The following is a 14763-nucleotide window of genomic DNA, read 5'->3' on the forward strand; positions in this document are numbered from 1 at the left end:
GGTACTGCCCCCCTAGGGGGGGCAGCCGTGCTCATTGGAACTTCCAGTACAGGAAGTTGCGGGGGTCAACCGGGCTTATCGACCCATCGTTCAACTGCCGGCCCCAGTTGATATAGAGCGCACTTTGCGTTCCGTAGTTATCGATCAGCGTAAAAGTCAATGGCTTGCTCAGCGGCTCACGCCACCTGATACCCTGCTGGTCGTACCAGTACTTCAGGTCCGAAACGCGTTCGAGCGACACCAGTAATGTGCCTGCAGAGAAATGCTCACCTTCTGCAAAATCTCGATTCAAGGGTGTGCCCGCGTGCTGCAACGCCAACAACTCCAATTGAGCCTGGTATTCAATGCGTCGATCAGCGGTGCGCCCCGGCAGCACCCGCGGCACATAGGCAACGCCGACATAGCTGGCGAACGTTTCATGGAGTAATTCACTTTCATACTTCAGGATTGAAACATGATCGAAGCGTATATCGACAAAGCTGCGCTGCCCCCGGGCACGCAATGTCCAATAATCCGTGGTGTAGTGCCAGTAGTTGTGGCGGTCGACAACGTTTCCGTTGCTATCGACGATGTCAGACCCACGGCGTGCAGCCACGCGATTTCCCGTAAAAACTTCCAGGTCTGCGACATCCAGTTTCTTGGGTACCAGCCCACCCAGTTCTAACTCACCATCACCACCTGGGTTAACTATGTGAGAGGAGTACGTCTTTTTGTCATGGGCTTGAAACTTGGCCCGAATCCAGAGTACCTCGGCTTCTTTGGTTTGAAGGTAAACCGTTACAATGCGCAACGCCTCCTCCTTCCCCATTACCCCCACCGCCTTTGACTGGTCCTTTCTCGCCTGCGCCTCTTGCGCCTCTTTTACAGAAACCAATGCTTCGCCAGCGGGTAGGTACTCAAAGCGGTTGCGAAACTTACTGGCGGCCCAGTTTTTTCCACCAGGTGCGATTACTTCAGTATCAGCAGGTAACCACTCGATCGGTGTGCCATTCCGATCAGTAAGCTGCAACGTTGCCAGCTCTGCATCGCTTACCGGGTCATACAATTCCTCATCATCAACCTCAAATGGTTTAGTCTCGATGTGGATATCGACAGCCACCTGTTGCCTGCCGTTTGCCCACGCTTTTTTTCGCGTCGTGTCATTAAGGAACAGCTTGAATTGATTCAGAGCCTTCCAGCGCTCGGAACCGATTGTATTCGCATAAACACTATGCTCGATAACAGCAATGCCAGCCTGGCCACCATAAACACCCGCCACCACACTGACTTGTCCTGGGTTCGACTCCGGCGCGGTGTACTTCCCATTGATGAGCTCGCCTTCGCCGTACAGCTGCCACACTGTGCTTAGTTCCGCAGGGCGGTCACCCCATCTCTCATCCAAGGCCTGCCCGATGAGCGGCTCGGTGAGCGGCTCGGTGAGGGTGAACTTTTGCAAGCCAGAAGCGCGCATGTTCGGCACGTAGAAGGGTTCCAACCGCAGCGGCGCGCGCATGGCGAGGATGACCACTGTCGCGTAGCCACTCTCACCCTCCCCGTTGGTTACCTTGATGCGCTGAAGGCGAATGGGTTCATTGTTCGGGGGTGTATCCGGGGTGAAAAGAGCGTGCGGCGTGTCGTTGTCGTCCGCCGGGTCCCGCACGATGCTGCCGAACTTGTCGCCATCAGTGTCCCACTCCAGCCTTCCACCCTGCGATGCGGTCAGCCGGACGGGATCGTCGCCCTTGGCCCAGATGACTACCCGCGGCGAAATGACCAGGTCATCAGAAGAAGCGACCACCAACGCCGACTTGCTTGCCCCCTCCTGCTCATTGGCAAAATGGGCCTTGATATTCATCAGGCGTTGCCGAAGCGGGAACGTGCTTGCAGCGGGCGCCCAATAAGTGCCAGCTTCGATCTCACCAGAATTGCGTGGGTTGTGCACATCCAGGGCAGTCCAGGCTTTCACCGACTGATTCGCGACCGTGAACTCGGCGCGCTTGCCCGCAGCCACTTTGCCAATGCGCGGTTGCGGCTGACTGGAAAAGGCAGTGGCTTGGACATCGCCGAAAACGATCATGTCATGGGGGTTATACTCGTCGTTCTCCAGCACGACCGCGTTGTCATCAGGCAACATCAGTTGCTCCAGTGCAACGGCTGGGCGGCCTTTGGCAAGCGGCGCACGCTCCCGGCTGATCAACAGCGCACTGCCGTAGTTGGCGGTATCATTCTTGCGCGGCAACAAATAAGGCAAGGGGGGGTCTGGTAGGCGAGCTTCGACACCTTCAATCAGTTGCATGAACACCAGCAGCGCCCCATCGTCGTCCGGGCTTGAACCACCGCCCGCCCCTGCGGGTGCTTGCTGCGCAAGCACGTCGATGCGAGTGGTGGACAAGGCGCTATGCCCGAAAATGTCAAACGCCACCACCGGCAATGGGCTGGTGATAACCCACTCGTACTGCAATTGTTCGAGGATGAACGCTCCCATCATCCGCGCAGCGGTGCCATTGCCGCCCAGCGTGCACGTGGCTTCGCTGCTACCGGTAAGGTCGAGCACAACCTGGTACTTGTCCAGATACGCGTGTGGCTGCACTTTCAGGCGCCCATACACTTCGAACTGATAACCCAGACCCATTTCCAGCACATGGCTTCTTCTGAATTGCTCGACGTTGGCCGACATGAGCGTCGACGAAACACACTGCCCGGTGATCAACTCCATACTCACCCGCACCTGGGTCGAAGCACCTGAGGCGCCTTTGAAAGACAACTGCGGCGGGCCCAGGGTGAGGTTTTCGAAGGCCACCTTTTCAGTGCGGGCGGTGGGGTCGATAAAATACTCACCCTCGATGATCGGCAAGCCACCACGCAGATCGAATTGCTCGACAAAATGGGCCTGCAACGCAACGTTGACAGCATCACGGCCTAGCGCCAGTACCGCGCCCCAGGACTGCATGCTGTCGCCTTTTCCCAACTCTTTGAGCAATGCCTCTTTGGTATTGGTAGTCATGGTCAGGTCCTCGCCGCACTAGGGTTGTTGAAGGCTTTTTTCACCACTTCCATGGCCTCGATCTGCTCCGCAGTGTAAGTAGCGTTGGCGTTCTTGCTATTGATGGCCTGGTTCACCTCATGGAACGCCTGAGCTTCTTCAGGGGTGTACGGGATTGGCAGAACAGCGTAATTCCACTGACCTGAATCGGGCCCGACACCGGCAATGATCACGTAATCGCCTTCGTCCAACCCCGGCTTGTAGATACCCGTGCCCTCATCAATAGTTTCTTTGCCCTTGGCCACGAACCATTTTGTCTTGTCAGGAGGCAGGGCTTGCTCCTCTTCTCCCCAAGGCTGAACGGTCAGCACCAGTTTCAGCGCACCATCTTCCTGTGCCTCCACATTCACAGTTGCAGAAGTCGGCTTCCAGAGAACCGTGATATCGATGGTTTCGGTACGACTACCACGGGTGACGTGCACCTGGTCCAGTTGCATGAACGTGCCAAGTTCCGGCCCGGTTGTAGGGTCGCGCAGGGGTGCGACATACACCTTAACTTGCTTGTCCCTGGGGATCTTCAACTCGTCATATTCGTCATCTTTAGGGTCACGCAGCTCACCTTTGAAACCGGCACCCGGGGCCCAGACCAATTCCGAATCGACACTTCCCCCCTCCAGCACATAGCGTTGCGGTTGGTCGGAGGTGGAATAGAGTGCATTAAGTAGCATCGGCCTTACCGATACGGACTTAGCCACTACAGTGAACAGGGCGCTGCTGCTGGTTTCGCCCACCGTTGCGGTGATGATGACCTGACGGAACGTGCCAGTAATGGCATCCGCTTTGGGCGCGTTGTATATGTCGCCGACAATTTTGCCCACCTGCTCAGGGTCTTCGGGCTCTTCCGGCTCTTCCGGCTCTTCTGGCTCTTCTGGCTCTTCTGGCTCTTCTGGCTCTTCTGGCACCGCCTTCACTGTCCACTCCACCACAACCCCAGCCGGGGGTTCGGGCGTGAGGGTAAGCTTTTGCGTACCCCCGGCGATGAGAGTTTTCTCGATCGGCTCGATCGCGAAGGCAGTCAGGGTGGGGGCCAGGTCGCCCAGCATCGTCACATCGCCAGGGGTGGCGAAAGTATCAGCTACGGAGCGTTGACCGTTGCGAAAGAGCAGGCCGTTGAGGCGCAGGGAGTCAACAACTTCAATCTTTCCCGCCAAACGCTCGAAAACCTCTTCAAATCGGCTATTCAAGTAGCGCAGGAACTGGATAAGAACGTCATTTTCGCCATACTCATCGAAGTCAATATCCCAGCCACCGTCAGTGACTACGTCGCTCTTAGTGAGGCTGTACACGCCGCCTTCCGTACTGATTACGAAGGAGCAGGATGCACGAAAATCAACATTCAAATCTATCTCCCTATTCTCCCAACCATGGCCCCAATTTTCCCTAGTCCTAATAGCCCTCGGAAGAACTCCTGCAAAACTCCATGTGCAATCGATTTTACCAGGAGCGAAAGAAAACAAGAGCCGACCTAGATTGGCTGCAACTGTCAAGACAATCTTAACACGTGGCACATCTATAACGACCCAACTCCCTTCAAAGCTAATCGTGCCCGCGTCCACCCCGACATAGAAGCCCGACTCATTTTTCTTGTACGTTAACTCATTGGGGACGTAAGCCGTACCAGCAAGCCCCTCCAACAAACTATTAAAAACATTTTTCACCCACACTTCGTCACTCAGGACAATATTCAAAGAATACGGAACACCCGACTGCCGCTGAGGCAGCAAATACGGCATATCCCCATCGTCCACAGGAAAGCTACCATTTTTGGCGTCATTGAACGCTACCCCCACAATGATCGCACCGTCGTCCAGCTCTGCCTGGCTCGTACTGGCCACCAGGTTCCCCGCCTTGCCCAGGGAGTGCGTGCGCACCCTGAAGGAGGTCGGCTTCAATAGATTTTCAACAGGCGCAAGCTTATTCAACTCCCAAATTTGCTCGCCCCGCTCGGGATTCTTAAACTCTGCCTCAATCAACTGCCCCAACTTGATATTCAGTTCTTCCCATTGGCTCACTTCAAAGTAATAAGCAGCGCTATCCGACAAGTCCAGATACACGCGACCGTCGCCATCAACCACCCCACCTTTGCCCTCCATGAGATTGATGTTCATCTTCACGCGGGGCGCGGTCAGCGGGTCAAGGTGCGAGATACCCACCAGCGTTGGCCACCGTGCACCTGGCTCCTGGCTCCATTCGGTCAGCTTGCCGTCCACCACTGGCATACTCACGGTGGCCTTCGAGCTGCCTATACTCGAGTTCTCGAACGACAGTACCGGTGGACCGAAGGTAAAGTTGGACAGCCGGGAAAACTTGCCGCTCTCCGTCTCCATGTCAGCCGTTAGCGGTTTGATCCAGGCCTCTCTACCGGCGCGCTCAATATGCTCCTGCATCAACAGAAGGTTTGCTTTTTTGCGGTCATAGACCAAAAGCGCACCCCACCCACGGGCTCGAGGCGCCCCTTTCAAATACTCGTAATATTGCTCTAATGTTGGTCTGGCCATGATAGTTCTCCATATAACCTTGAGGCCATCTACTGAATCCTCGTTCCGACACCAATGCACCGCGTCAAAGTCATAGGCTTCACCGGCAGCACTACGACCGAACTAACGCACCTGCACGCGGTCATTTCTCGCCATGCCCGTGTACTTGATTAAGTCTTCACGGGGTCACCGGCCAATGCATCCACATCGATTTCATTGAATGCAGTTAGGCCCTCAAGCGTGGGCGACTCCAGCTCCAGAGCCTTGCCTTGATCTAGCCGCCCATTCATGTCGAGCAGTTCCAAAAAGTGTTGAGGGCCTGCACGCCGTGTGGATAAGCAGACGCACTCCGCCTTTTGCCAGCTCTTCGGGCAATGCCTCTTTGGTAATGGTGGTCATGGTCAGGTCCTCGCCGCACTCTGGTTGCTGAAGGCTTTTTTCACCACTTCCATGGCTTCGGTCTGCTCCTCAGTGTGAGGAGCGTTGGCGTTCTTGCCATTGATGGCCTGGTTCACCTCATGGAACGCCTGAGCTTCTTCAGGGGTGTACGGGATTGGCAGAACAGCGTAATTCCACTGACCTGAATCGGGCCCGACACCGGCAATGATCACGTAATCGCCTTCATCCAACCCCGGCTTGTAGATACCCGTGCCCTCATCAATAGTTTCTTTGCCCTTGGCCACGAACCATTTTGTCTTGTCAGGGGGCAGGGCTTGCTCCTCTTCTCCCCAAGGCTGAACGGTCAGCACCAGTTTCAGCGCACCATCTTCCTGTGCCTCCACATTCACAGTTGCAGAAGTTGGCTTCCAGAGAACCGTGATATCGATGGTTTCGGTACGACTACCACGGGTAACGTGCACCTGGTCCAGTTGCATGAACGTGCTAAGTTCCGGCCCAGTTGTAGGGTCGCGCAGGGGTGCGACATACACCTTAACTTGCTTGTCCCTGGGGATCTTCAACTCGTCATATTCGCCGGCTGCAGGGTCACGCAGCTCACCTTTGAAACCGGCACCCGTGGCCCAGACCAATTCCGAGTCGACGCTTCCTCCCTCCAGCACATAGCGTTGCGGTTGGTCGGAGGTGGAATAGAGTGCATTAAGTAGCATCGGCCTTACCGATACGGACTTGGGCACTACAGTGAACAGGGCACTGCTGCTGGTTTCGCCCACCGTTGCGGTGATGATGACCTGACGGAACGTGCTGGCAATGGTGTCTGCTTTGGGCGCGTTGTATACGTCGTCGACGATTTCGCCCAACTGCTCAGGCCCCTCGGGGTTTTCGGGGTCGCCTGGCAGCGCCTTGACTTCCCATTTCACCTCTTCGCCAGGCTGGGGTTCGGGGGTGAGGGTAAGCGGATGCGTGGCCCCGGCGAGGAGAGTTATCTCTATCGGTTCGATCGCGAAGGCAGTGAGGGTGGGGGCCAGTTCGCCTAGCATCGAGACATCGCCGGGGACCGACAACGTGTCCATGACCGAGCGTTGACCGTTGCGGAAGAGCAGGCCGTTGAGCCGCAGGAGGTCAACCACTTCTACGCGGTTGGCGAAGGAACCGGACGCCCTAGCAAGTGCAGCCCAAATTTCATCCTTAGTGGTTGGAACATACTCTTGGTATTCATCGAACACGTCACTGTCCCAGCCCTCAAGCCATACATCACCCCGAAGCCTCAACCCCCCTCTCACCAAAGCAAGGACGGAGCCTGTCTTATCAAGCTTAATCGTCATCTCCGCCCCAAGATTAGATTTGAGCACCGGCCACCAGACCACAGCACAACCTGCTCCGGCCATGTCACGTTCTAGAACACCAATTGAATCTTCAGACTTCCAGTCAACGTGGATACCGTCGTCATCCACAGTAAATTCATAAGCCCCCACCGCACCCTCAGGTGCAATAATCGCACTCCAAGTGGTCCCCTTGATCGGCCCACCCGATACCTTCAATAAATGCTTTTTTGCCTGACAACGGATCCGACACCCAGTCCCCCCAACAATAAAGCCATTGGCATCGCGCTTATACTCGAACCCAGAAGAGACAACATCAGTCATTGCTCCGAGAAGCGTTGAAAACACCTGTTTAAGCCACACTTCGTTAGACAGCACAACGTTCATCGAGTATGAACCACCCGCCTCGCGTGCGGGCAGTAAATACGGCATATCCGCATCGCCGCCAGGAAAATGACCATTCGGGTCGTCATTGAACGCTACACCCACAATGATCGCACCTTCATCCAGGTCTGCCTGGTTCGTACTGGCCACCGAGTTTCCCGCCTTGCCCAGGGAGTGCGTGCGAACCCTGAAGGTGGTCGGGTTCAATAGGTTGTCCACAGGCGCCAGCTTATTCAATTCCCAAATTTGCTCGCCTCGCTCGGGATTCTTGAACTCTGCCTCAATCAACTGCCCCAACTTGATATTCAGTTCTTCCCATTGGCTCACTTCAAAGTAATAAGCAGTGCTATCCGACAAGTCCAGATACACGCGACCATCGTCATTAACCACCCCACCTTTGCCCTCCATGAGATTGATGTTCATCTTCACGCGGGGCGCGGTCAGCGGGTCAAGGTGCGAGATACCCACCAGCGTTGGCCACCGTGCACCTGGCTCCTGGCTCCATTCGGTCAGCTTGCCGTCCACCACTGGCATACTCACGGTGGCCTTAGAGCTGCCTATACTCGAGTTCTCGAACGACAGTACCGGTGGACCGAAGGTAAAGTTGGACAACCGGGAAAACTTGCCGTTCTCCGTCGCCATGTCAGCCGTTAGCGGTTTGATCCAGGCCTCTCTACCGGCGCGCTCAATATGCTCCTGCATCAACAGAAGGTTTGCTTTTTTTCGGTCATAGACCAAAAGTGCACCCCACCCACGGGTTCGAGGCGCCCCTTTCATATAGTCGTAATATTGCTCGAGTGTTGGTCTAGCCATGGCAATACTCCATATAACGTAGCGGCACGGCCTCTCTGGGCCCTGCACGCAAGAAAAGCAAACAGCCCGAATAAAATTACCGATTAAGCTTCGTCGACTGCGACCGGAATTTCAAATAAAACGCTCCATCATTGAAACTCACACAAGCATACAAAGTGAAGTTATCGCCTACCGACAGCTTTAGGAGTTCGGACTTGGGCAACCATTCATCATTCACGCCATTACGCACTTCGGCGTCCGTAATTGGCTTTCCGTCCCGAACAATATACTGCACAGCCTCACCCCGAGGGTTCACCCCTTCCATCACGATGGTCAGCAGTTGCCTCTTGTCAATAAACGGCCAGGTAATCATGTTCAACCTGGCTCCAGCTTCAGGCAACCGGCCGAGGTAAACGGGGCCATCAGTCAAATCGACCGTCGGCAGCGTTGCACGATCCAATGGTTTGATACGCAACATGTAAGGCTTCGAATCGATGTACGTGCCGGTATCCTTGTTCGACAGCCTATAGAACACTTCGAACCGCCAACTGGTATCCACAGAGGTACGCCCCATGTTGCCAGGCACCTGTTCGGGCGGAATAAGGAAACGCAACGGCTCGTCCGGGGCGGCAGGCTTTTCGGCCACGTATTCGCCAAGCGGCCCAATACCAACCCAATGCACCTGCGCCTCCTCATCCGGCAACATGATGCCGCGCGGCACATTGACGTAAACACCTGATGTAGACAGATCAGCCAATATATGGCCGCTGCCCGCTGCACCATCCCTTGAAACGCCCTCAATCACCGGCACCTCCAGCATGCGTGCATCTTCCACGGTAACTAGCAAAACGTCTGAACGCAGTGCTTCACCTTCTCGCCCATACAGGTAAGAGACGCTCACATCGGTGCCCTGGCTGAAAGCCAGCATTGTCGGGCTGATATGAAACGGGATCGAAGCGGCTGCCCGGGTGCTAGGGTCGACCCGCGCCGATCGCATGTGCAGGTGGCCTCCGGGGACGGACCACTGCACGGTGAGGTAGTCTGAATCTGCAATGCCAGGATAAGCCGGCAGCTTGACCAGCAGGCCATCGGGGAAGCTCAGCGGGTCCAGCGGCTGGCCTTCGACGTACCCATCGATCGTGGGTTTGCCAAGATAGCCTGGTAGGGCGCTGCCGGATTTGACCTCCAGCCGTTGCACAGGCGATTTCAAATCCCCACCCACTGCAAATGCGATCTCATAGAAGGCAAGTACATAGCCTGGGTCAATCCAGTAAAAGTATTCATTGGGTACCGCGCCACTGATTGCGCTTTCTCCGAAATGCTCCTCTGCGACGGTTACTTCTTCTTCCCACGTGTCGTCGAGCTTACCGTCCGGCTCATAGCATTCGACTGTCAGGGTAACCTTGTCACCTATCTGCATCGCCTGATAGGGGGGCACTACAACACGCATCCCTGAACTCGGGAGCTTGTCAGGCTGAATAATCAAGCCATGGGAGTCTACCACTTGCAGTACAGACAGCGTTTCATCTTGTCCGCGGTCCCTTACCCCGATATAACAAAAGGTTCGTAATGATGTTGCTATTTGCGGGGAGTCCTTCGGCTTACTAGTGTAGGAATAAAAGGCCTCCCCCCCCTCGGCACCTTTGATATAGTCGTAGCCAATTTCGACTTCGAAGCCATTTGCTAAATCCCAACTCTGAACGACATGCACTCCGTCATGGTCCCAGGCGTCACCGGCAGCGCCACGACCGAGCCAAAGCATCTCAACCGTGTCCTGTACCGCCATGCCCGTGTACTTGATTAAGGTCTTCAGCGGGCGACCGGCCAATGCATCCACATCGATTTCATTGAATGCAGTTAGGCCCTCAATCGTGGGCGCCTCCAGCTCCAGAGCCTTGTCTTGATCTAGCCGCTCATTCATGTTGAGAAGCTCCAAAACTGCTGAAGGCTTTTTTCACCGCTTCAAAGGCCTTGATCTGCTCCTCAGTGTAAAGAGCGTTGGCGTTCGTGCCACTCATGGCTAGGTTCACCTCATCGAACGCCTGGGCTTCTTCAGGGGTGTATGGGATCGGCAGAACAGCGTAATTCCACTGACCTGAAACGCGCCCGACACCGGCAATGATCACGTAATCGCCTTCATCCAACCCCGGCTTGTAGATACCCGTGCCCTCATCAACAGTTTCTTTGCCCTTGGCCACGAACCATTTTGTCTCCGCAGGAGGCAGGTCTATCGACCCGTGTTCCCAGTCGGCAACGTTCAGCACCAGTTTCAGCGCTCCACCATCCAGTGCCTCCACCTTCAAAGTTGCAGAGGCCTGCGCCCAGAGAACCGTGATATCGATGGTTTCGGTACGACCTCCACCAGTAACGTGCACCTGGTCCAGTTGCATGAGCGAGCCAAGTACCGGTCCAGTTGCCGGTTCGCGCAGGGGGGCGACATAGACCTTAACTTGCTTGTCCCTGGGGATCTTCAACTCGTCATATTCGTCCTCTATAGGGTCACGCAGCTCACCTTTGAAACCGTCACCCTTGGCCCAGACCAATTCCGAATCGACACTTCCCCCCTCCAGCACATAGCGTTGCGGTTGGCCGGGGTTGGAATAGAGTGCATTAAGCAGCATCGGCCTTACCGCTACGGACCTGGGCACGACAGTGAACAGGGCGCTGCTGCTGGTATCGCCCACCGTTGCGGTGATGATGACCTGACGGAACGTGCCAGTAATGGTGTCCGCCTTGGGCGCTGTGTATATGCCGTCGACGATTGCGCCCAACTGCTCAGGCCCCTCGGGGTTTTCGGGATCGCCTGGCAGCGCCTTGACTTCCCATTTCACCTCTTCGCCAGGCTGGGGTGCGGGGGTGAGAGTTAGCGGATGCGTGCCCCCGGCGATAAGAGTTTTCTCGATCGGATCGATCGCGAAGGCAGTGAGGGTGGGGGCCAGTTCGCCTAGCATCGTCACATCCCCAGGGGTGGCGAGCGTATCAGCTACGGAGCGTTGCTCATTGCGAAAGAGCAGGCCATTGAGGCGCAGTAGGTCAACAACTTCGAGCCTCCCCGCAAATTCATCGAAAACCTTCCCAGCGTGGCCCTCTACAAAACTTATAAAACGGGCCCACCTCTCTGTTACTTCTTCGGGATCTAACTTAAACCCGCTCCAATCACCGCCAACGAGTACCTTACCCTTAGACAGCGTCGCTACGCCGCCCTCCAAACCTATTGAGAAAGAGCAGGACGCATGAAGATCAAGTCCCAATGGAACTTCATGTTTCTCCCAATAACCCTCGACATTTATCTCCACCCGAATACCATTCTCAATTTCCCCTGCATAATGCCACTTGAGATCAAGCCTACCAGGAGCGAAAGACACCGTGAGCTGGCCTAAATCGCCATAGATATAGAATTCACACCTCAAATTGGAATTATGCACCATCGTATGTTGCGACTGAAACTTAATCGCTCCCACATCTGCCTCAGAAATGAAGCCCAGCGCATTTTTTCTGTACGTAATCTCGCTGGGGACGAATTCCGTATCAGCAAGACCGCCCAACAAACTACTTAAAACGTTTTTTGCCCACACTTCGTCACTCAGAACAACGTTCAAAGAATACGGAGCACCCGACTGCCGCTCAGGCAGCAAATACGGCATGTCCTCATCCCCCCCAGGAAACCCACCATTCGGGGCGCCATTGAACGCTACACCCACAATGATCGCACCGTCGTCCAGCTCTGCCAGGCTCGTACTGGCCACCGGGTTACCCGCCTTGCCCAGGGAGTGCGTGCGAACCCTGAAGGTGGTCGGGTTCAATGTGCCCTCGACAGGTGCCAGCGTATTCAACACCCAAATTTGCTCGCCCCGCTCGGGATCCTTGAACTTCTTCGCAATCAAATCACCCAACTTGATGTTCAGTTCTTCCCATTGGCTCACTTCAAAGTAATAAGCAGTGCTATCCGACAAGTCCAGATACACGCGACCGTCTTCACCAACTACACCGCCTTTGCCCTCGTTGAGCTTGATGTTCATCTTCACGCGGGGCGCGGTCAGCGGGTCAAGGTGCGAGATACCCACCAGCGTTGGCAACGTCGCACCTGACGCCCGGCTCCATTCGGTCAGCTTGCCGCCCACCACTGGCATACTCAAGGCGGCCATCGAGCTGCCTATGTTCGCGTTCTCGAACGACAGTACCGGTGCACCGAACGTAAAGTTGGACAGCCGGGTAACTTTTCCGTTCTCCGTCTCCGTTTCACCCGATACCGGTTCGATCCAGGCCTTTTTATCGGCGCGCAGAATATGCTCCTGCATTAGCAGAAGGTTTGCCTTTTTGCGGTCATAGACCAAAAGCGCACCCCACCCGAAGGTTCGAGGCGCCGCTGCCAAATACTTGTAATATTGCTCCAGTGTTGGTCTAGCCATGACAGATCTCCATATAACGTAGCGGCACGCCCTCTCTGGGCCCTGCACTCAAAAAAAGTAAACAGCCCGAATAAACAATTAAAAGAAGTGTTGAGGGCCTGCACGCTGCTTGGATAAGCAGGCACACTCGTCGAGCAGATTAATAAACAGAGCGTTAACGGCGCTGCTCCAGCCTGTCACCCACCTTGGTTGCTCGCCACAACAGTTTTAGAGGAGTCTCCCCTGCTGCACAACTGGCAAAAATAACAGGTAGCCCGCACGCCACCCCTGGCGGTGGGGGTAGGCGTACCTGGTAATTCTGCCAGGTGCGCACATCATTTTTTTATCCTAGTCTTCGCGGCAGACCAGTTGTTTCGAACTAAGCCTGACGCCCTCGCGGCAGTGAGAGGGAGCGCCAACTCGCGCCCCCGAACATGCCCGGTATAGGCCCCATAGCTTCACACCGGCTATTAAACGCATAGCGCACACTCAGGAACCCTGCAATCATGGCAACTACATCGAATGCCTTCAATTTTTCAAGTTTCATGCAGAGCAGTGTCGACCCCCGTACTGGCCTGTACACGCTGTCCATTGCTCTTCCGGCCTTGAACGCCAATGACCTGTGCGGCCCCGACCTGCCCTTGCAATTGAGCTTTAACCCAATGAGCAAAGATAACAAAGGGTTTGGTATCGGCTGGAGCCTGAAACTCAGCAGTTTCAAGATCGACCCCGGCATGCTCTCGCTGCACACGGGTGAATCCTTCCTAGTTGCAGACAACGGCCCTGGCAACAAGCCCGTTATCGTAGAAAAAAAAATAGACAGCTTTCACTTCAGCAATATCAGCACAGGCAATAAAGAGCGCTTTCGTATTGCACATAAAGGCGGCCTGGTCGAAATACTCGAGCCCCAGGAAAATGATACTACTGTCGCCGTGCCTACGCGCGTCATCGGGCCTTCTGGCCACGGTATCACCCTATGCTACGACAATAAGACCCCGAGCAAGGTACGCCTAGAACACATCACCGATGACACTGGCCGTATACTGCTGGAAATAAAATACCCCACAGACTTTCGGACGGAGCTTACGTTCAACCCGAACACCCGCAGCTCGGCCCGGTACACACTGGACCTGCATCAAGAAAAACTGCAAAAAGTCACCCTACCTACATCAAGTGAAGAATACTGGGAACTGGACTACGACTTTTACGACGGATTCCCCTTCCTGACCAGCGTCGAAAACCCTGACAAAGGTGTGGAGACGATCACTTACCACGAAGGTACTGGAGGCCATAAGTACCCTGGTATCGCACGGTATCTACCTTCAGTTGATGAGCACTGGGTCAAGCCTGATATACGGAAGGAGAGCACTCACATACTTACGAAATACACATACTCCACCGACAACTTCCTGGGCAACGGCACAGGCCTGACTTACGGAAACGAAGACGGCACGGACCAACTCTACCGCTATACAGGCACTACCTTTAAATACAGCTCTACCGCCAAGCATTATCGGAATAAAGACGTCTACCGGACGGTCGTAAGCACATTTAACCGCTTCCATTTGATGACGTCCCAGGTCACCACAGACAATGGCTGCATCGAGACCATTACAACGAAGTATCACGAAGTAGATAACCTAGAATTCAAATACCAGCCTGAGCACTTCCAGCTTCCAGACACCGTGACAAAATCCTGGACGAAGGCGGATGACCCAATGGTAGGCGACTACGAGCAAACGAAAACCACATACGACCGCTATGGCAACGTGTTGACGGAACTCAAAGCCGACGGCACGCGCATGGTGCGCGAGTATTACAGTGGTGCGGATGACCCGGAGGAATTCGAACGCAACCTCAAGTCCGTCGTCATCTACCCTGCCGCCCCGTCCAGCCCGGGCGAACCGCAGGCCCAGATCATAAGCAGCGAATTCTTCTAGATTAAACTGACGGCACTGCAACAGGTTGACCCCGACCTGACA

6 protein-coding genes are annotated in these 14763 nt (G+C 55.1%); 1 reads left to right on the forward strand and 5 read right to left on the reverse strand.

All coding sequences use genetic code 11. The annotated features are described in order from the left end of the window. Positions 1-31: 31 nt before the first annotated feature. The 5 genes from ACFY68_RS12370 to ACFY68_RS12390 all read right to left on the reverse strand — a co-directional run bounded on the left by ACFY68_RS12370 (position 32) and on the right by ACFY68_RS12390 (position 12802). Positions 32-2983 carry a hypothetical protein gene (locus ACFY68_RS12370; protein ID WP_387527395.1) on the reverse strand — a complete coding sequence of 984 codons (2952 nt, stop codon included), beginning with the start codon at positions 2981-2983 and terminating at the stop codon, positions 32-34. A 2-nt stretch (positions 2984-2985) separates the two neighbouring features. After that, entirely contained in the window at positions 2986-5520 is a 2535-nt protein-coding gene (locus ACFY68_RS12375) for a hypothetical protein (RefSeq protein WP_387527398.1), read from the reverse strand. Positions 5521-5900: 380 nt separating this feature from the next. Then, on the reverse strand, positions 5901-8414 hold the full coding sequence (locus ACFY68_RS12380; RefSeq protein WP_387527401.1) for a hypothetical protein: 2514 nt from the start codon (positions 8412-8414) through the stop codon (positions 5901-5903). A gap of 76 nt (positions 8415-8490) precedes the next feature. After that, on the reverse strand, positions 8491-10314 hold the full coding sequence (locus ACFY68_RS12385; RefSeq protein WP_387527404.1) for a hypothetical protein: 1824 nt from the start codon (positions 10312-10314) through the stop codon (positions 8491-8493). Next, positions 10307-12802, reverse strand: coding sequence for a hypothetical protein (locus ACFY68_RS12390; RefSeq protein WP_387527407.1), 2496 nt, complete (start codon positions 12800-12802; stop codon positions 10307-10309). Before ACFY68_RS12390 ends, ACFY68_RS12385 begins: the two co-directional genes overlap by 8 nt. Positions 12803-13287: 485 nt before the next feature. On the opposite strand from ACFY68_RS12390, the gene ACFY68_RS12395 reads away from it, so the two are divergent. Next, positions 13288-14721: a hypothetical protein gene (locus tag ACFY68_RS12395; RefSeq protein ID WP_387527410.1), complete on the forward strand. Its 1434-nt coding sequence runs from the start codon at positions 13288-13290 to the stop codon at positions 14719-14721. The last annotated feature ends 42 nt before the right edge of the window (positions 14722-14763 follow it).

This window comes from Pseudomonas sp. NPDC012596 (genome assembly GCF_042902325.1).
Lineage (GTDB): Bacteria > Pseudomonadota > Gammaproteobacteria > Pseudomonadales > Pseudomonadaceae > Aquipseudomonas.